The organism is Sulfurihydrogenibium azorense Az-Fu1 (assembly GCF_000021545.1).
Classification (GTDB): domain Bacteria; phylum Aquificota; class Aquificia; order Aquificales; family Hydrogenothermaceae; genus Sulfurihydrogenibium; species Sulfurihydrogenibium azorense.
Map to the genome: position 1 here is coordinate 527,527 of NC_012438.1, position 18,004 is coordinate 545,530.

General features: G+C 31.4%; 20 protein-coding genes. 8 read left to right on the forward strand and 12 right to left on the reverse strand.

The window, feature by feature from the left end; genetic code table 11:
- Positions 1–12: 12 nt before the first annotated feature.
- From pspA to SULAZ_RS02865, 3 genes are all read left to right on the forward strand, one after another.
- A complete protein-coding gene (gene pspA, locus SULAZ_RS02855; RefSeq protein WP_012673440.1) occupies positions 13–648 on the forward strand; it encodes a phosphoserine phosphatase PspA in 636 nt (211 codons plus the stop codon).
- Between the two features lie 10 nt (positions 649–658).
- Complete coding sequence (gene hisZ / locus SULAZ_RS02860) at positions 659–1,909, forward strand: ATP phosphoribosyltransferase regulatory subunit (protein WP_041675988.1); 1,251 nt, start codon at positions 659–661, stop codon at positions 1,907–1,909.
- A gap of 83 nt (positions 1,910–1,992) precedes the next feature.
- Positions 1,993–2,475, forward strand: coding sequence for an FKBP-type peptidyl-prolyl cis-trans isomerase (locus tag SULAZ_RS02865; protein ID WP_012673852.1), 483 nt, complete (start codon positions 1,993–1,995; stop codon positions 2,473–2,475).
- 13 nt (positions 2,476–2,488) lie between these two features.
- On the opposite strand, the gene SULAZ_RS02870 is transcribed toward SULAZ_RS02865, so the two are convergent.
- From SULAZ_RS02870 to SULAZ_RS02895, 6 genes are read right to left on the reverse strand one after another with little or no spacing between them, the layout of a single operon-like run.
- Positions 2,489–2,926: a Fur family transcriptional regulator gene (locus tag SULAZ_RS02870; protein ID WP_012674593.1), complete on the reverse strand. Its 438-nt coding sequence runs from the start codon at positions 2,924–2,926 to the stop codon at positions 2,489–2,491.
- A 5-nt stretch (positions 2,927–2,931) separates the two neighbouring features.
- Positions 2,932–3,540, reverse strand: coding sequence for a flavin reductase family protein (locus SULAZ_RS02875; RefSeq protein ID WP_012674238.1), 609 nt, complete (start codon positions 3,538–3,540; stop codon positions 2,932–2,934).
- A gap of 1 nt (position 3,541) precedes the next feature.
- Positions 3,542–4,213, reverse strand: coding sequence for an LOG family protein (locus SULAZ_RS02880; RefSeq protein WP_012674772.1), 672 nt, complete (start codon positions 4,211–4,213; stop codon positions 3,542–3,544).
- Positions 4,206–4,967, reverse strand: coding sequence for a twin-arginine translocase subunit TatC (gene tatC / locus SULAZ_RS02885; RefSeq protein ID WP_012673452.1), 762 nt, complete (start codon positions 4,965–4,967; stop codon positions 4,206–4,208). Before tatC ends, SULAZ_RS02880 begins: the two co-directional genes overlap by 8 nt.
- A 1-nt stretch (position 4,968) precedes the next feature.
- Positions 4,969–5,310, reverse strand: coding sequence for a Sec-independent protein translocase protein TatB (gene tatB / locus SULAZ_RS02890; protein ID WP_012675070.1), 342 nt, complete (start codon positions 5,308–5,310; stop codon positions 4,969–4,971).
- Between the two features lie 13 nt (positions 5,311–5,323).
- Positions 5,324–7,861: a BamA/OMP85 family outer membrane protein gene (locus SULAZ_RS02895; protein ID WP_148205407.1), complete on the reverse strand. Its 2,538-nt coding sequence runs from the start codon at positions 7,859–7,861 to the stop codon at positions 5,324–5,326.
- Positions 7,862–7,977: 116 nt separating this feature from the next.
- Between SULAZ_RS02895 and SULAZ_RS02900 the strand changes: the two genes are divergently transcribed.
- The 3 genes from SULAZ_RS02900 to SULAZ_RS02910 are packed head-to-tail and all read left to right on the forward strand — an operon-like array spanning position 7,978 to position 9,259.
- The gene (locus tag SULAZ_RS02900; protein WP_012673560.1) at positions 7,978–8,382 is read left to right on the forward strand and encodes a Fur family transcriptional regulator; all 405 of its coding nucleotides are present in this window, start codon (positions 7,978–7,980) and stop codon (positions 8,380–8,382) included.
- The gene (locus SULAZ_RS02905) at positions 8,366–8,956 is read left to right on the forward strand and encodes a sulfite oxidase-like oxidoreductase (protein ID WP_012674546.1); all 591 of its coding nucleotides are present in this window, start codon (positions 8,366–8,368) and stop codon (positions 8,954–8,956) included. Before SULAZ_RS02900 ends, SULAZ_RS02905 begins: the two co-directional genes overlap by 17 nt.
- Positions 8,957–8,968: 12 nt before the next feature.
- Positions 8,969–9,259 carry a ferredoxin gene (locus SULAZ_RS02910; protein WP_012673796.1) on the forward strand — a complete coding sequence of 97 codons (291 nt, stop codon included), beginning with the start codon at positions 8,969–8,971 and terminating at the stop codon, positions 9,257–9,259.
- 120 nt (positions 9,260–9,379) lie between these two features.
- Here SULAZ_RS02910 and SULAZ_RS02915 read toward each other — a convergent pair whose 3' ends face one another.
- From SULAZ_RS02915 to hemN, 5 genes are read right to left on the reverse strand one after another with little or no spacing between them, the layout of a single operon-like run.
- Positions 9,380–10,237, reverse strand: coding sequence for a YicC/YloC family endoribonuclease (locus SULAZ_RS02915; protein WP_012674482.1), 858 nt, complete (start codon positions 10,235–10,237; stop codon positions 9,380–9,382).
- A gap of 2 nt (positions 10,238–10,239) precedes the next feature.
- Entirely contained in the window at positions 10,240–11,322 is a 1,083-nt protein-coding gene (locus SULAZ_RS02920) for a VIT1/CCC1 transporter family protein (RefSeq protein ID WP_012673917.1), read from the reverse strand.
- Positions 11,313–12,497 carry a 3-deoxy-D-manno-octulosonic acid transferase gene (locus tag SULAZ_RS02925; protein WP_012674894.1) on the reverse strand — a complete coding sequence of 395 codons (1,185 nt, stop codon included), beginning with the start codon at positions 12,495–12,497 and terminating at the stop codon, positions 11,313–11,315. Before SULAZ_RS02925 ends, SULAZ_RS02920 begins: the two co-directional genes overlap by 10 nt.
- Positions 12,485–13,216: an ABC transporter permease gene (locus SULAZ_RS02930; RefSeq protein ID WP_012674075.1), complete on the reverse strand. Its 732-nt coding sequence runs from the start codon at positions 13,214–13,216 to the stop codon at positions 12,485–12,487. Before SULAZ_RS02930 ends, SULAZ_RS02925 begins: the two co-directional genes overlap by 13 nt.
- A gap of 8 nt (positions 13,217–13,224) precedes the next feature.
- A complete protein-coding gene (hemN, locus tag SULAZ_RS02935) occupies positions 13,225–14,613 on the reverse strand; it encodes an oxygen-independent coproporphyrinogen III oxidase (protein ID WP_012674071.1) in 1,389 nt (462 codons plus the stop codon).
- A 78-nt stretch (positions 14,614–14,691) separates the two neighbouring features.
- Here hemN and SULAZ_RS02940 point away from each other — a divergent pair, with 78 nt between their 5' ends.
- On the forward strand, positions 14,692–15,342 hold the full coding sequence (locus SULAZ_RS02940) for an endonuclease III domain-containing protein (RefSeq protein WP_012674389.1): 651 nt from the start codon (positions 14,692–14,694) through the stop codon (positions 15,340–15,342).
- Entirely contained in the window at positions 15,339–16,094 is a 756-nt protein-coding gene (locus SULAZ_RS02945) for an energy transducer TonB family protein (RefSeq protein WP_012674351.1), read from the forward strand. The genes SULAZ_RS02940 and SULAZ_RS02945 overlap by 4 nt, the downstream gene beginning before the upstream one ends.
- Here the strand turns inward: SULAZ_RS02945 and dxs are convergent.
- The gene (dxs, locus tag SULAZ_RS02950) at positions 16,091–17,989 is read right to left on the reverse strand and encodes a 1-deoxy-D-xylulose-5-phosphate synthase (RefSeq protein WP_012673428.1); all 1,899 of its coding nucleotides are present in this window, start codon (positions 17,987–17,989) and stop codon (positions 16,091–16,093) included. The genes SULAZ_RS02945 and dxs overlap by 4 nt on opposite strands.
- Positions 17,990–18,004 lie beyond the last annotated feature (15 nt).

Consider the following 18,004-nt stretch of genomic DNA (forward strand, 5'->3'; position numbering starts at 1 on the left):
GGAGATATAAAAGTGGTTAGAATTATATTTGTAAGACATGCAGAGAGTTTATGGAACCCAATAGGAAGGTATCAAGGAAGACTTGACCCTGAACTAAGTGAAAGAGGTCATAGACAAGCAAAACTCATAGGAAAGGCTTTAAAAAAATACAACCCTTCAGCTCTTTACTCAAGCCCTCTTAAAAGAACATATCAAACCGCAGAGTATATAAGTCAAGAGTTGAATTTACCTATAATAAAAAATCAAGATATTATAGAGATAGACCATGGAGACTGGTCAGGGTTGTTAGTTGAAGAGGTAAAAGAAAAATATCCAGATATGTTTAGACAGTGGATATATCAACCTCACGAAGTTAAGTTTCCAAAAGGAGAGTCTTTAAAAGATGTTTTTGATAGAGTAAAAAAATTTTTATCTGATATGTTATCAAAACATGAAGGAGAAACCATAGTGGTTGTATCCCATACAGTGCCTATAAGAGCCTGTTTAACGGCAGGGTTAAATCTTGATATGGATAAATTCTGGAGTTTTGGTTGTGATAACGCTTCTTATTCAATACTAGACTATGACCCACTAAGACCTATACTTTATAAACTTAACAACACTTACTATCTTGGGGAAGAGTTTGTTCCCGCTTTAGATGCACTTTAAGGGTAAAAAGTTGAAGATAGATTTACCTAAAGGTGTTAGATGTTTTAATGTAGAAGACAGCTTTCTTTTAGACCATATAGAAAAAACTATAGAAAACACTTTTAAAGTTTGGGGATACGATAAAATTACACTTCCTACTATTGAGTATTATGACGTTCATAGTCATATTTTTTCTCCTGATATAAGAAAAAATCTTTTTAGAATTATAGATAGATTTGAAGGTGAAATACTTATCCTAAGAGTAGACTTTACAACCCAGATAGCAAGGTATGTTGCATCTTTAAAAGATAAAGATTTTCCTATAAGACTCTACTACTGTGGAGATGTATTTAGATACACTGTTCCAAAAGGTGATAAACTTTACGAAAGAAAACAGATAGGTATAGAATTGATAGGTGTCTCTCAGCTGGAAGCTGATGCGGAAGTTTTAGCAGTTGCAACCTCTTCATTGAAAAATTTGGGAATAGAAAACTTTCAGATAGATATAAACAACATAAAACTATTTCAAGTGTTAAAACAGCTTTTAAACCTTTCTCAAAATGAATATCAAGAGTTTTTAAGTTGTATTAAAAACAGAGAAATTTATAAGTTAGAAAGTTTCGTACAACATTTAAACATAGATAAAAAGCTAAAGAGTTTTATAATCTCTTTACCTACCTTAAATGGAAGTATTGATATGATAAAAGCTCAAGCAGATCAGCTTAAAGATTATCCCGCTATTTATCAAGTTTTACAAGAATTTATTAAAATATACACAATTTTACAAGAATACGACCTTCATAAACATGTGTTTTTTGATTTATCAGAACCAAGAGAGTTTGATTACTATACAGGTATGGTTTTTGAGATTTTTATAAAAGATTTTCCTAAACCTGTTGGTTATGGTGGAAGGTACGATAGACTACTAAGCATGTATAACGATGATTATCCAGCTACAGGTTTTGCTTTTGATACTCTCTATCTCTTTGATTACTTAAAAAAGTTAACTTTAGATTTAAAACCCCAAAAAGATTATTACATAATAGATACGACTGAGGATAAAACTTTGGCTTATCAAATAGCTAAGTATCTAAGAGAAAAAGGTTTTTCTGTTGCAAGGGATATAGTAAAAAGAGAAGTTGAAAAATCCATGGATTTTGCATTTAAAAACGGTTTTAAGAAAGTGATAGTTATAACACTTGAAAATTCAGACAAAAAGGTTTATATTTTTAACAATAAAAAAGAAAAAGAAGAGTTAAATCTTGAGGGTATTTTCAAGTAAAGGTAGTTCTTTAGGAATTATCTTTATCTGAAAGTATCCAGATAGTGCCTTAGGGTACTAAATATTTTTTAAGGAGTTTTAGTATGGAAGTAGGAGACAGAAAAGTTGTGTCTTTTGAGTACACTCTCAAAGACAAAGAAACTGGAGAAGTGCTTGATGCAAGTGCAGGTCAACCACTAACATTTTTAACAGGTGTAGGAGAAATAATCCCCGGTTTAGAGTCAAGAATGCAGGGTATGAAGCAAGGAGAAAAAAGAGTTATAGAAGTACCGGCAGAGGAAGCTTACGGCTTACCTGACCCAAACTTAATTCAGAAAGTTCCAAGAGAGTATTTCCAAGGTATTAACCTTGAAGTTGGATTACCTTTACAAGCTCAAACTCCAGAAGGGCAAATTATTAGTATGGTTGTAGTCGATTTTGATGAAAATACTGTTACAGTAGATTTAAACCATCCTTTAGCTGGTAGAGACTTAGTGTTTGAGATTGAAGTTGTAAATGTTAGAGAAGCTACTCCAGATGAGATATTACATGGACACGCTCACGGAATAGGTGGTCATCATCACTAATAAAAAAGGGGGGTTAACCCCTCTTTTTTAACTTTTTTTGACATTCATTACATATTCCAAAAATCTCAAGTCTGTGGTAATAAGGTTTAAATTTAAACTTTTTACAGACTTTATTTTGGATTTTTTCTATTTTTTCGTCGTGAAACTCAATTATTTTTCCACAAGATAAACATACTAAATGATCGTGATGTTCTTTTAAATTTACTTCGTAATAAGTTTTATTACCGTGTTTTATAACTTCGTTTATAAGTCCAAGCTCTTTTAAAATAGATAAAGTTCTATAAACTGTTGCTCTTGAGGCTTTAATCCCTTTATTTTTAAGTTTGTAAGCAAGTTCTTCTATCTCAAAATGCCCTTTTATTTCTAAAAGCTTGTTAATTATATTTTTTCTTTGTTTTGTTAGCTTTAGATTTTTTTCTTTTAGTAATATCTCAATTTGCTCGGTATTCATATTACTCACCTCTTGTCAGGTCTTTTTAAAGTAAAGATATTTTCTAAAGATACATAGCAATAGTCAGCTCCCCCTAACCTTCCTACAATTTTTAGTTTTTTGTTATCCACATAGCCTTTTTCATTTAAGAGGTTGTCATCTATATGGTATTTCAAAATCTCTCCAAAAATAAGTCCCATGTCAGCTATTTCTATAATCATGTATTTTCTACACTCTATGTTAATAGGGGATTCTTTTATTCTTGGTGCTTTTACTATATCTGAGGGTACAGGTGTTAATTCTGCTTCTTTAAACTCATCTATTTTTTCGTCAAAAGCTACAGCTGTAATATTCATTTTTTCTACTAAATCGTATGTGACAACATTTATAACAAACTCTCCTGTTTCTTCAATATTTTTCCAAGTATCTTTTTTTCTTTCATTATCTTTTTTACCAATAGATACCGCTATTAAAGGGGGAGATGACGATATTCCCATATAAAAGCTAAATGGTGCAATGTTGTATATGCCTTCTTTAGATACTGTTGAAATCCATGCAATAGGTCTTGGAGCTATTGTACTTATCATTAACTTATATATCTGGTCTTCTGATAAATTTTTTACATCAACAACCATTTTAAAATTCTCCTATCTCTTTTGAATGTTTAATATAAAAGCTTTCTATGTAATCTACAACTTCATCTATGTTATCCATTATTTTAAATATATTTAAGTCTTCTTCATCTATATAATTATTAGCTACCACTTTTGATTTTAACCACTGTAAAAGTCCATCCCAGTAATCACTTCCAAAAAAAATCACAGGAAAAGGTTTTAACTTTTTGGTTTGAATTAAAGTTAATGTCTCAAAAACCTCATCTAAGGTTCCATATCCCCCGGGGAAGAGTACAAAACCTGTAGCGTACTTGACAAGCATAACTTTTCTTGCAAAGAAATAGTTAAAGTTTAACGTTAATGTTAAATATGGGTTGGGCTTTTGCTCTTTTGGTAGTTTGATGTTGAGACCTATAGAGTTTCCTCCTGCTTCAAAAGCTCCTCTATTGGCAGCTTCCATTATTCCTGGACCTCCTCCCGTGACTATCGTAAAACCTTTCTTTGCTAGTTTAAATCCAAGTTGTCTTGCAGAATCGTAGTATTTGTCCCCTTCTTTTACCCTTGCAGACCCAAAGATAGTTACACTTGGCTGGTAATCTGGCATTACTTCAAAGCCATCTATAAAGTCTCCGATAATTTTAAAAAGTCTCCAAGATTCTTCTTTTTTTAGTTCATTTATTATGTAGTTATTCATTCTGTAGCTCCTTGTACTTTGTACTTTTTGGATAAAGTATCTTTGCTATAATTATAGAAATTTCATAGAATAAAATCAATGGAATAGCCAGCATCAACTGACTAAAAACATCTGGAGTTGGTGTAAGTACAGCTGCAACTATAAAAGCAATTACAATAAAGTATGGTCTTGCTTTTTGTAAAAACTCTGGAGTTACTAAACCAAGTCTTGCGAGTAATGATAAAACAACAGGAAGCTCAAAGGTTAATCCAAAAGCTAAAATCATTCTCAAAACAAAAGATATATATTCTTTTACAGAAAATATAGCCTCAGCTCCAAGTTGGATATTACCAAAGTTAATAAAAAATCCTATTGCTATAGGTAGAACAAGATAAAATGAAAACAAACATCCAATAGCAAAAAACAATGTTGTAAAAAATACAAACGGTACTGCCAACTTTTTTTCATGTTCATACAAAGCAGGTTCAATAAACTTCCATATTTGGTAGAAAACAAAAGGTGAAACCAGTATAAACCCCGCTAAAAATGATATTTTAAAAGCTGTGAAGAAAGGTTCAGTAGGTGAGAGAAAGTACAGTTTTAGATTAGGGTTAACTTTTAAAAGAGGCTGTTTTAAAAGTTCGAATATGTAGTTTGCCTTAGTGAAGGCTATTACAGTTCCAATTATTAAAGCAAGGACTATTCTAATAAGTCTTGTTCTTAACTCTGCAAGATGCTCTGTTATTGGAGCTTCTGGAAGTTGCTGATTCTCCATCTTATACCTCTTTTGATTCTTTTTTAAAGCTTACCTTTTCTCTTACCACTTCTTTTTTATCTTCAGGCTTTTTTATCTCTTTTTCAAACTCTTCATCAAACGAACTTTTTGAAGTCTCTTGAGGTTTAACTTGGTTAAAATCATCTATTTTAATATCTTTTTGTATACTTTTAACAGAGGATATATCATTTACTACAGAAGATTTTACTTCATCAACAGAAGATTTAATCTCTCTATAAAATTTACCTAAAGCTTTTGCTACTTCTGGTAATCTTTGAGGACCTAAAACTATTAAGGCTACAACCATTATCAATAAAAGCTCTTGTAAACCTATACCAAACATAATTTTATCCTCCTTAAAAATCAAGTCCTATACTAAACTCTATTCTGTATCCACTTTCTCCTGGCTTTCTGTCTAACTTCTTTGCATAATCTAAAATAAGTGAACCTGCAGGAGTTGGAACATAAATACCTATTCCAGCTGTCTTTCTAAATTTATGACTTTTATACTCTTTAAAGTCTGTATAAACATTTCCTAAATCGTAAAATGTAAGTAGATATATATTATACTTTGGATAGACTAAAAATCTTAAATCGTTGTTTATAAGGATAAAACTGTTTCCTCCAATTCCTTTTTCCCCTGCTACTTCATCTATACCAAAACCTCTCAAAGAAGATATACCACCTAAAAAGTATCTTTCTGAGATAGGTAAGGTGTTATTATTTTTAAATATATAACCTGTTGAAAATCTTGGGGAGAAGACTAAATAGTTGAAAAACTCACTGTACAACCTTAAAGAAAGTTCTCCGGAATAATAGTCTATATCTTTAAAAGATTTAGATATTTTAGATATAAACAGATAACCTTTTTTAGGGTCAATTTTGGAGTTTCTATGGTCGTCAGTTAAAGATAAGGATATTTTAAATTGAGAATAGCTTTTTACTGGGCTTGGTAAGGTTAGTTTATCTAAAGAACTATCTTTACTTTCAAAAGTAATCCTTAACCTTACAAATTTATTGTGAAACTTTTCAATAAAAAAGTCAAACCCTTGTGAAGAAAGGTTAAAGTATCTTCTATACTGTATGTTTTTATATGGAGATATAAAAGAGGTTAAACCGTAAGGAAGGAGTCTACTACCAAAACTAAGTCTGTAGTTTGTTTGGAAGTTTGATCTTTCTAAGTAGATAGAGCTCTCTAATCCATAACTGAAAAGATTTTTAAGTATTAACGCAGCTGATACCTTAAACTGTTGGTCTGTACTATAACCTACGCTACCTTGTAGTAGGCCTCTTTTGTCATCGTGTAGTATTAAAGCTTTGTCTAAGACTTTCTCTTCCTCGTTTTTTAAAAATACAGGGTTTATATAATCAAAGAGTCTCGAATCATAGAGTCTATTAATCGCTACATCTACTACTTTAGAGTCAAATGTATCTTTTTCCCTCAGCTGCCATTTTACTACTTTAGGGTTTAGATAATTACTTCCGTATATAAATGTTATACCGTTTTTATAGATAGAGCCTTTTTCATACACAAAGTCAGCTATTACTTCTACTTTATCTTCTTTCTCTTGAGTTATTACGTTGAGCAGCACATCACCATCTAAAAATCCATCTTCTTGAAGACTTTTCTTTAAGGTTTTCTGTATCTCTACTATTTCTTTTGGGTCGTAAATCTTAGGTAGTTTAACTTCAATTTTTGTTTTATAGTTTTCTTGATTTATTTTTGTAAGTATGTACTGTTTTCCTTTGTAGAATGATATTTCTACATCAACTAAACCATTATCTTTAACATTTTCTTTTATAGAGTAGTTTACAGAAAGATAACCTTTTGAGTAGAAGTCTTCTTCCCTTTTTTCTAAAAATTCTTTTAACTCTCTTTGGTTGTAGTAATTACTTAGTATCTTTTTAACACCATCCATAATTCCGGGAGTATCTGTTTTGACTTCCAATTTATCAACTTTATACCTTTGTCCCTCTTCTATGTTTATGTTTATTATAGAAAAAAGTGAATAAAGACCTTGATAAAGGTCTTCTGACTCTGAAACTTCGTAAGAAACATCTACATCCAAAAATCCTTGTCCTTTGTAAAACTCGATAATGTTTTCTTTGGATTTATTTAACTGGTAGTGGTTAAAGCCGTTTTCTTCAAGGGTTAAGAGTTTTCTTAATTCATTTTCGTTAAAAGCTTTGTTTCCTTTAAAGTTAACAGTGTACTTTGTCCCAAAGTTTATTGCTACATAGAGGTTTGCATAGTTTTCATTTACTTGCTCTATATCTTGTAAATTAACAAAAGCATCGTAATAGCCACCTTTTCTAAGGAAAGATAAAAGATTTTCTATCTTTTTTTCTATCTCATCAAAGTATAAGTAATCTCCTTTTTTTAATTTAAGAACCTTTAGAAAGGTTATTCTATCAAGCTCTGAAATACTTTGGTCTGACAAGAAAATTATATCGTTTAACTTTGTTTTTTTACCTTCGTTTATTTTCAAGTTTATAGTGGCATAACCATCTGGAGTATAGTTAGAGGTTATATCTACAGTTGTAAAAAGAAAACCTTTATCGGCATAGAACTGTCTTATTCTTAATGGTATAGTTTGAAGTAGAGATGTGTCAAAAGTGTAATTTTCGTTTAAGCCTGTAATTGCTTTTATCTCTGATTTCCAAAAACTTTTATTTCCAGATATATTTAAAGTTTTAAGTGTTGGTTTTTTTTCTAAAAATATTTTATTATCCTTTATCTCTATACTTTCAAAATCGTTTGTTTGTTCAAACAGTGTTTTTAAAAGCTCTAAATCTTTTGTTTTTTCGTACACTTCCAAAGCATTGTTTTTAGGGAGCTTATAGTTAGAGATTATAACATCATCACTACAGTAAGCAACCGTCCAAAAAAGCATCAATGTAAAGACAATAAAACGATATACCATTAACTCTCCGTATGTCTAAAATCATTTAAAATCTGTTAATAAATTATAATATTATTGTACTTGGAATTTTTTTATGAGGTAAAGTAGTGCAAAGAAGGAACACTAACCAAAGAAAGATTATATACGAGATAGTTAAAAGTACTAATATACATCCGACTGCAGACTGGATTTATGAAAAGGCAAGACTTTACATTCCAAACATCAGTTTAGGTACTGTTTACAGAAATTTAAAGATTTTAAAAGAGGAAGGTTTCATCACTGAGATAAACGATGGAAAACAAAGTAGGTTTGATGCAAGGACTGATAGACATTACCACTTTAAATGTGTAAAATGTGAAAGTATCTACGATATAGGCCTTGATATGGTACATATCAATATGGATTTAAAGAAACTTTCAAGGAAAGGGTTTAAGGTAAAAGATGTAAACATAGATATAGAAGGTGTATGTCCAAAATGTGCTAAAGGAGAGAAACTTGAGAAGAATAGTTAGCCCTATAAATTTTAGACCCGATAGACTTCCCCCAGGACAACATTGGACAGATAAGCTTATTATTCTTGGAATATCAGACCCTCCTGAATTGGATTTATCTCAGTATAGACTTAAGATATTTGGAGAAGTTGAAAAACCAGTTGTTTTAACTTGGGAAGATATAATGGATTTAGAGCCTGTTGAACTTGTTGCTGACTTTCACTGTGTAACAAGATGGAGCTGTAAAGATGTTGTGTGGCAAGGCTTTCACGTAGATGAGATAAAAAAGTTAGTTAACATAAAACCAACTGCTAAATCGGTTATGATACACTCTTTAGATGGGTATACAACTAACATTCCTATAGAGTACTTTTTTGATGAAGATGTAATTTTTGCTTATAAACTTTTTGGAAAACCTATACCACCGGACAACGGATACCCACTAAGACTGATAGTCCCAAAACTGTACTCTTGGAAAAGTGCAAAGTTTGTAGCTGGTATTGAGTTTATGCCAGAGGACAGACCCGGCTTTTGGGAGATGAGAGGTTATCATATTTTAGGAGACCCTTGGAAAGAACAAAGATACTCATATTGATGGAGGTTTGGAATGGTAAAGTTAAAAGTAGTTGTAGATAGGACTTTATGTGAAGGCATTGGAGTATGTGTTCCAGAAGCTCCTAAATATCTAATTTTAGATAAAAGACATAAAGCAGTAATATTAGAACCGGGTAAAGATAAAGAAAAATTATTCCAAGAAGTTGCAGAAAAGAAAAGACAAGAAGTTGTTTTAGAGCTATCAGATGATGAATCTGAAGATATGTTTAGAGCTGCTGAGGCTTGTCCTGTAAAAGCTATATTTATTTACGACCCTGATACTGGAGAACAACTATACCCTTAGGAGATAATTATGCTTGACAAAATATATGGTATATACGAAAGAAACGTAAAAGTATTGCTGATACTTATACCAGCTATACTCTTTGCAGTGATGGCTTATTTATATATTAAAGCTGGATAACTACTCTATATTCTGAACTTGTTGACGGATTTTTTCCAGTTGCGTTTTCATCTCTACAGTGTAATTGCTAAAGTCTGGCATTTTGTTTCCAAGAGTGTTTATCTCTCTGTGCATCTCCTGACACAAAAAGTCTAACTTTCTACCTATAGGTTTATCTAACTTGATTAGCTGGTAAAACCTTTCTAAATGGGTTTTTAATCTTATTACTTCTTCTGTGATATCTATTTTGTCTGCAAGGAGTGTAGCTTCTATAAATGCCCTTTCTGAGTAGTTTTCTCCAAGGAGCTGTTTTACTTTTTGGTATATTCTTTCTTTTGCCTTTTCTAAGATAACTTCCTTTTCTTTTTCTATTTTTTCTGTAAAGTCTTTTATTATTTTTAATCTACTTTCTATGTCCAAAATTAGCTTATCTCCTTCTCTCTTTCTTTCTTGTTTTAAAAGTGAGATACTTTCTTTTACTGTATTTAGTACATCTTCTTTTAGCTGGTTTGGTAGTTCTTCAGAGTTGTTTGAGTTTAGTTGATAACTTAAGATATCATAGATTTTATCGTCTGTAAGGTTTAAGTTTAGATTGTTTACTAAGTCTTTTATTTGAGATAGAATGATTTTTAATTTTTCTACATCTAAAACATTAGATAGATTTTGGTAAGTTATATTTATAACAACTTGAAAAGTTCCCCTTTCAAAACTTTCTTGAAAAAGTTTTCTAATATCTAAATCTAAGTACATTACAACATTTTTATCCCCTTTTAAAGACAAATCAAAACCTTTACTATTTAAAGATTTTACACTTACAGATATCTCATAGTCTGGAAAGGTTTTTTTTACAAAAGTAAATCCTGTCATACTGTATGGCATAATTACACCTCAATTCCAAAAAAGTATTGGACTATTTTACCAAAAGTAAAAGATGTAGCAGCTGCAAAAGATGCTGCGAGAATCATCTCTGTTATTTTTTTCTTAATAGAAATACCAGAAAATATAGCTACAAAAGAAGCTACAAAACTAAGTATCAACATCGCAAAAACCAAAGAAAAACCAAGAGCTACAAAAGAATTACCAAATAAGAAAAACGGTAAAACTGGGAAAATTACACCAAGTAAGTAAGAAAATCCCGTAAAAAATCCAGATTTTATCTCATTTTCTTCTACTTCTTTTTGAAATACACTTGATAAACTTACATTTTCTTTTTTTAACTTTTCTACCACTTCCTTAACTACATTATCAGGAATATCACTTTCTTTTAGTTTTTCTTCAAAAAGTTCATAACTTTTCTCTGGGAAAATATCCATTATTATTTTGTTCCTTTCGTTAAATGCTTCACTTATCTGTCTCTGAGACCGTACCGATATGTAAGCTCCTATACCCATAGACAAACTTCCAGCTATACCTACTACACAACCGCTGATACCTACTAAAAAAGGATTAGTTGGATATACTGCAGAAAGACCTGCTACCGTTCCTAAAATCTCAACTAATCCATCGTTCATTCCCAGTATTAAATCTCTTACGTTTGTAAGTCCAAGTTTTTCTGCCTCTTTTGAAAAGAATGTTTCGTGTTCTATTTCATCTAATATTATGTTTTTTAAAGAGTTTACTTCGTACTCATTAAGGTCAGCTTCTTTTAAGAATTTGTAGTAATCTTTTAAAGCATTACTTTCTCCCTGTTCTAAAATGGATATTAAAAGTATTGGGTTAAATACATTTGCAAAAAACTGCCAATATTTGTTTTTTGTATAACCTTGTGGTATTTCAGGTAAATTATGACCTCTTGATGTTATAAAATACTTCCAGAAGTTAGAGTGTTTTTCTTCTGCTTTTGCTATCTTTAATAGATTTTCTTTTAAAGATAGATTCTTTGTTTTATCTGCTAAAAATGAGTAAAAGTTGTAGTCATAAATCTCGTTTATATAAAACTCTTTTGCCTTTTCTATCAAATCCATCTGTCTATCTCCTTTTTATAACAGTTATAAATATCTATTTGAATTTTGCTAATATCTACTTTTAAGTCAGAATTTTTTAAAAGTTCTAAAATAGCATCTTTTAACTGATTTTCATCTTCTACGACTACAACAGCTCCTAATTTTTCCCCTTGTATAACTAAATCTTTTATTTTAAAGTAATTTTTTCCTATTATAACTTTTTTGCCTGTTAGTATTGGTTCAAAAATGTTGTGGCCTCCTACTTTTGAAAAAGTTCCTCCTACAAAAACAACATCACCATACTTGTATAAAGATGACAACTCACCCAATGTATCTACAATGTAAACATCGTTGTCTAATGCTAGGGTTTTAGACCTTAAATCGAAAGATAGGTTGTATTTTTTAATGGTTTGGATAATTTCCTTTACCCTTTCAACGTGTCGTGGAGCTATTATTAAGCAGGTGTTTGGGAGAGTTTCTTTAATCTTTTGAAAAACTTTTATTAAAATCTCTTCCTCTGGATAGTGAGTACTTCCTGCTAAGATAACTTTTTTACCTTTTTTGTCTAATTTAACATCTTTTAAATTAACTTGAGACAAAAGTTTGAGATTTCCACAAACTGCTATCTTATCCTCTGCTACAACCTTTTTAAGAGGTTGTTTATCTTCCTCAGTTCTTACTATAAAGAAAGAAAATCTTTTAAGTATCTCTCTGTAGTAGATGTTGTTTACATTTTTTGGTAGTTTTGTGTTGATTGATATAACAGGTATTTTTTTAGATGAATGGTAAATAAGGTTAAACCAGAATTCAGCTTCTTCTACTATCAATAGTTTAGGATTGTATACTTTTAAAAACCTTTTTATTAAAAATCCAAAATCAAAAGGTAGAAATACTACCGTCATATCTTTTAGATTGTTTACTGCAAAGTTGTAAGCTCTTGGTGAGAATACTGTAAGTAATACTTTTTCTTTGGATTTTATATAATCTATAATAGGCAAAGCTGTTTTTATCTCTCCTGTACTTGCACAGTGAATCCATACAGGTTGGTAATCTAACTTTTTTGTCTTTAGTAAAAACCTTTCTAAAAGTCCAACTTTATACCCTTTTCTAACGTTTAAAAAGTACCATAGGGGAACAAAAAATATAATTAAAAAAGTTAATATTAGATTATAAAAAAGTCTAACTAAATAGACCATAGTATTTTTTTATAACTTAAGTTTGTTGCAAAGTAAGATGTTAAAACTGCCACTGCAACCATACTAAACATTATAACAAGTTGAAAAAAAACAGCATGAATAGGATTTGCCCCTGCCAAAACCATTCCTGCAGTTATTCCAGGAATCCAGATTATGCCTAAGGTTTGTAGATTGTTAAGTATAGGTATAAGAGCTGCTTTTATTGAGTTTTTTATTTGGAACCTAAAAGCTTCTTTAAGGGGTAGTCCAAGAGCTATTAAGTTTTCTATCAGGTCAACGTTATTTTTTACATCACTTTTAAATCTTTCTATAGTTTGAGTGTAAGCGTTTAAAGAGTTTCCTATAATCATTCCACCTATAGGAATTATTTCGTTTGCTTTTAAACTCAGTACATTAGTTAAAACCAAGGTTCCAATTATGATGAAAGAAGATAAAAAAATAGATAAAAAAGCTATTTTTACTCCATCGTGTATGCTTACCCTTTTTACAGCTGTATAAACTGCAAAAACAATCATAACAAACAAAATTCCAAAAAGTTCAAATACGTTAGACAGTTTTAAAATGAAGATTAAAGCATATCCTAAAATAAGTAGCTGAATAAAAGCCCTGATACTGTTTATCAGTATCTCTTTTTCTAATCCTATTTTTTCTTTATAAGATATGTAAATAGAGATTAAGATAAGAACGTAAGCGAATAAAAATTTATACTCTATACTCAAACTCTACCTCAGATTGCTTTAGAAAATCTTCTCTCTTTTTTGTTTCTAAGGTAAATGTCAAAGGTAGATGCTATGTTTCTTATTAAAAGTCTCCCTATAGGTGTGATATCTATTCTGTCTGGATAGAGTTTTAATAATCCATCTTTTTCCATGTCTTGAAGCTGATTTAACTCTGTTTCAAAGTATGTATCGAAATCTATATTATACTTTTCACTTATCTCTGATTTAACAAGCCTAAAGTGGCACATTAGTTTCATTATAACGTCTCTTCTTATTATGTCATCTTGATTGAGGTACACTCCTCTTTCTATGGGAAGGTTTCCAGAGTCTATGGTTTCATAGTAATCTCTTAAAACTTTATAGTTTTGTACATAGCCATCGTAAAGCATACTTATAGATGTTGCTCCAAAGCCAAAGAGTTCTGCTTGAGCTTTTGTTGTATAACCTTGAAAGTTTCTGTGTAGAGTTCTTTCCCTTTGAGCTATTGCCAGCTCGTCGTTTGGCTTTGCAAAGTGGTCCATTCCTATAAATACATACCCTGCATTAGTGAGCTTTTCTATTGTCATTTGAAGGATTCTTAGTTTTTCAGCTGGTGGTGGAAGTGTTTTTTCATCTATATTTCTTTGAAGTCTTTTAAGCCATGGAACATATGCAAAGTTAAAGACCGCTATTCTGTCTGGATTTAACTTGATAGTTTTTTCTATGGTTTCTGTAAATGTTTCTAACGTTTGGTATGGAAGCCCGTAGATAAGGTCTATGTTTACACTTTCAAACCCTGCTTGTCTAAGCCATGACATAACGTTAAATATCATCTCTTCTGGTTGTATTCTGTTGACAGCTTCTTGGACTTTTGGGTTAAAGTCTTGAATACCAAAACTTACTCTGTTAAACCCTATCTCTTTTAATAAGAATATTCTGTCTTTATCAACGTGGCGAGGGTCTATCTCAATACTTACCTCTGCTTGTGGGTCTATTATAAATCTCTTTTTTATCTCATTGAAAAGTTCAACTGTTTCCTCATCTGATAAGTAGTTAGGTGTTCCTCCACCCCAGTGGAGCTGAACTACTTTTCTATTATTAGTATCTATAAGATTTTTGTATAAATCCATTTCTTTGTAAAGATGGTCTAAATATGGTTTTACAACTTCTTTTCTTCTTGTTATTATTACGTTGCAACCACAAAAGTGGCAAGCATTTTCACAAAATGGTATATGAAAGTATAAAGATAAGGGTGTTTTTCTATCGTTTGACTGTATTATCTTTTTAACGTAATCTTTTTTATCTATATCGTGGGTAAACTCTGTTGCAGGTGGATAACTTGTGTACCTTGGAGCTGGCTTGTCGTATTTTTTTATCATATCTAAATCAAATTTAACTTCTTGAGTTAAAAATTCCATCTTCTTCACCTTTAGGTTTTTGTTAATATTATATACCTTAAATTTTGTTTTTCATTAATTTTTGTCATAGGAGATTTTATGGACGGTAAAACTTTTGTAGAAGTTTTGAAAATACTTAAAAAAGAAAGTAAAAACTGGAATGCTCCTGTTGTTGCTTTTATGGGTAGGACAGAAAATAATCCATACAAAGTATTAATAGCCACTATTTTAAGTCTTAGGACAAAAGACCAAATAACAGCTTTGGCATCAGACAGGCTTTTTAAGGTTGCAGACACTCCAGAAAAAATGGTAAATCTACCAGCAGAAGAGATAGAAAAACTTATATACCCTGTAGGTTTTTACAAAAACAAAGCAAAGACGATAAAGGAGATATCTAAAATAATCCTTGAAAAATACGCTGGTAAAGTGCCAGACAACCTTGAAGACCTTTTATCTTTAAAAGGGGTAGGAAGAAAGACTGCAAACCTTGTTTTATCAGAAGGTTATAAAAAACCTGCAATCTGTGTAGATGTACATGTCCATAGAATATCAAATAGACTTGGTGTTGTAAAAACAAAAACTCCAGAAGAAACAGAGTTTAAACTTATGGAGATTCTGCCGAAAAAGTACTGGAGAGATGTAAACTGGGTTTTAGTTGCTTTTGGACAGACAATATGTAAACCTATTAAACCTATGTGTGATATATGTCCTGTAAAAAATTTTTGTGAGTTTGGTAAAATAAAAGCATGAGTTTATATGAAAACAAACTACTTATTATAGGTTTTCAGGTATCTTTAATACTCCACCTTCTTATTTTTATACTTCTTCAGCTTCTTCCTATTAGAGTTTTAGACTTCCCTTTAAATCAGCCTATAGAGATAAAGTTAGAGGAAGAAGAGATAAAGAAAACTGTAGAGAAAAAAGTTCAAGTTCACCAAAAATCCATTGAAAGTAAAGAAGAAAAAAAGTTAGTATCTCCTGATAGAAAAGTAACTAATAAACCAAAAAGTCAAGAAGTAAAAGAAAAACAACCTGTTGTATCAAAACAAGCTGTAATTAACAGTCAAGAAGCTACAATTAAACATCAAGTAAAATCTTCAAATCCAGATATCTTAAAGATAGATGATGAGAATCTAAAACTATTAGGGCAGCTTCAATCTGTGTCAAGTGGTAAGAAAGAAAGTGCAGCTTCTAATCAAGAGATATCTTTTGGAGAGAGTTTATCTAAGATAGATTCGTCTGTAAGTGGAACAGGTTCTTCAAGGTCTGTAATCTATAAACCTAATCCTCCTAAAATAACAACCTCAGAAACTCTACCTTCTGTAAAGGTAAAGATATGGATAAATCCTGATGGGTCTGTCTCAAAGGTAGAACTTCTTACAACTACAGGAGACCCTGAAGTAAACTCAACTGTTATATCTTATATGAAAAGATGGAAATTTAATAAAATATCATCAACGGAGCTTCAGTGGGCTATCGTCACTATAAGGTTTAACAATTAAGCTATATTTAAGGCCGGCTGTTTTTTTACTATAAACTCGGATATTTTATCTGTCATAGAAGAAATATCAAGTCCTAAATCCTTTTCTAATATCTCTACTTTGCCATGTTCTATAAATCTGTCTGGAATACCAAACCTAAGGAGCTTATTTGAAAAGCCGTTGTCAAGGATATACTCTGCAACAGCTGAACCAAAACCACCGTTTAAAACACCATCTTCCATTGTTATAATAAATTCATGGGTTTTTAAAACTCTTTTTAAGAGTTCTTCATCCATAGGTTTTATAAATCTTGCATTTATAACCGTTGGGTTGAAACCTTTTAGTTTTAGATTTTTCTTAACTTCTAAAGCTCTATAAACGTACTTACCTACTGCCAAGATTGCTACATCTCTACCACTTACAAGCTCTTCCCATGAACCTATCTTTATTTCTTTAAAATCTTCAAGTTTAACACCGTATCCATTTCCCCTTGGATACCTCAAGGCAAATGTCTTTCCACTGTTTAATCCTGTGTATAAAAAGTCTCTAAGTTCTTGTTCATCTTTTGGAGCTGCTATTATTATGTTTGGTACTAACCTTAAAAATGCTATATCAAAAACACCGTGGTGAGTAGGTCCATCGTCTCCTACTAGTCCTCCCCTGTCTATTGCAAATAAAACGGGAAGTTCTTGAAGGGCTATGTCATGTATCACTTGGTCGTAAGCCCTTTGTAGAAAAGTTGAGTAGTAAGCTGCTACTGGTTTAAAACCTTCTAATGCAAGCCCCCCTGCAAAGGTTGCAGCGTGCTGCTCTGCTATTCCTACGTCAAAAAATCTGTTTGGAAATCTCTTTGCAAACTCTACAAGTCCAGAACCTTCTTTCATGGCAGGCGTAATGGCTACTATCTTTTCATCTTTTTCTGCAAGTTCGACCAAAGCATCTCCAAATACTTTACTGTATGAAGGAGCTGTAGATGTTTTATTAAATATTCCTGATATTTTATCAAAAGGAGACACTCCATGGAATACTACTGGGTTTTCTTCTGCAAATTTGTATCCTTTTCCTTTTTGAGTGATTACGTGAATAAGAATAGGACCTCTCATAGATTTTACATTTTCTAATGTTTGCTCAAGGTCAAACAGACTATGTCCATCTATAGGTCCTACGTACGTAAATCCAAGCTCTTCAAATATGATTCCCGGAGCAAATAAACCTTTTGTATACTCTTCAATCTTTCTAAAAATCTTAACACCTTGGTCTCCAAATATTTTGTTTATAGCTTCTTTTAATTTCTGTCTTGGTTTTTGGAATACTTGTTTTGTTATTATCTTGTTGAAGTATGTGTATATAGCTCCTACGTTTGGAGATATAGACATTTGGTTATCATTAAGGATAACTATGAACCTTGAAGGGTCAAGCCATCCGGCATTATTTAAACCTTCAAAAGCCTGACCTGCAGTCATTGCACCATCCCCAATAACTGCAATAGTATAAGACTCATCTCCTTTTAAGTCTTTACCTACTCTCATGCCAAGAGCTGCAGATATGGAAGTGCTACTATGTCCAGTTCCAAAGTGGTCATACTTACTTTCTTTTATTTTAGAAAATCCAGAGATTCCTTTATACTGGCGAAGTGTTTTAAAAGACTCTTTTCTATCTGTTAATATTTTATAAGCATAGGTTTGGTGTCCTACATCCCATACTATCTTGTCTTTTTCTGGGTCAAAAGCCATAAGAAGAGCAACGGTTAACTCAACAGTTCCCAAAGACGGTCCTATATGACCTCCATTTATAGATGTTACTTCTATAATGTAATCTCTTATATCTTGACAAAGGTCTGTAATCTCTTCTTTTGTTAAGTTTTTTAAATCTTTGTAATTTTTAATTTTACTTAAAACTTTAAACTCACCCATCATAAAAAACCTCAAAGA

Coding starts and splice junctions, on each gene's coding strand:
- SULAZ_RS02865 (WP_012673852.1), top strand. CDS start 1,993: ATGGAAGTAGGAGACAGAAAAGTTGTGTCTTTTGAGTACACTCTCAAA.
- SULAZ_RS02870 (WP_012674593.1), bottom strand. CDS start 2,926: ATGAATACCGAGCAAATTGAGATATTACTAAAAGAAAAAAATCTAAAG.
- SULAZ_RS02875 (WP_012674238.1), bottom strand. CDS start 3,540: ATGGTTGTTGATGTAAAAAATTTATCAGAAGACCAGATATATAAGTTA.
- SULAZ_RS02880 (WP_012674772.1), bottom strand. CDS start 4,213: ATGAATAACTACATAATAAATGAACTAAAAAAAGAAGAATCTTGGAGA.
- tatC (WP_012673452.1), bottom strand. CDS start 4,967: ATGGAGAATCAGCAACTTCCAGAAGCTCCAATAACAGAGCATCTTGCA.
- tatB (WP_012675070.1), bottom strand. CDS start 5,310: ATGTTTGGTATAGGTTTACAAGAGCTTTTATTGATAATGGTTGTAGCC.
- SULAZ_RS02895 (WP_148205407.1), bottom strand. CDS start 7,861: ATGCTTTTTTGGACGGTTGCTTACTGTAGTGATGATGTTATAATCTCT.
- SULAZ_RS02910 (WP_012673796.1), top strand. CDS start 8,969: ATGGTAAAGTTAAAAGTAGTTGTAGATAGGACTTTATGTGAAGGCATT.
- SULAZ_RS02915 (WP_012674482.1), bottom strand. CDS start 10,237: ATGCCATACAGTATGACAGGATTTACTTTTGTAAAAAAAACCTTTCCA.
- SULAZ_RS02920 (WP_012673917.1), bottom strand. CDS start 11,322: ATGGATTTGATAGAAAAGGCAAAAGAGTTTTATATAAACGAGATTTAT.
- SULAZ_RS02925 (WP_012674894.1), bottom strand. CDS start 12,497: ATGGTCTATTTAGTTAGACTTTTTTATAATCTAATATTAACTTTTTTA.
- hemN (WP_012674071.1), bottom strand. CDS start 14,613: ATGGAATTTTTAACTCAAGAAGTTAAATTTGATTTAGATATGATAAAA.
- SULAZ_RS02940 (WP_012674389.1), top strand. CDS start 14,692: ATGGACGGTAAAACTTTTGTAGAAGTTTTGAAAATACTTAAAAAAGAA.
- SULAZ_RS02945 (WP_012674351.1), top strand. CDS start 15,339: ATGAGTTTATATGAAAACAAACTACTTATTATAGGTTTTCAGGTATCT.
- dxs (WP_012673428.1), bottom strand. CDS start 17,989: ATGATGGGTGAGTTTAAAGTTTTAAGTAAAATTAAAAATTACAAAGAT.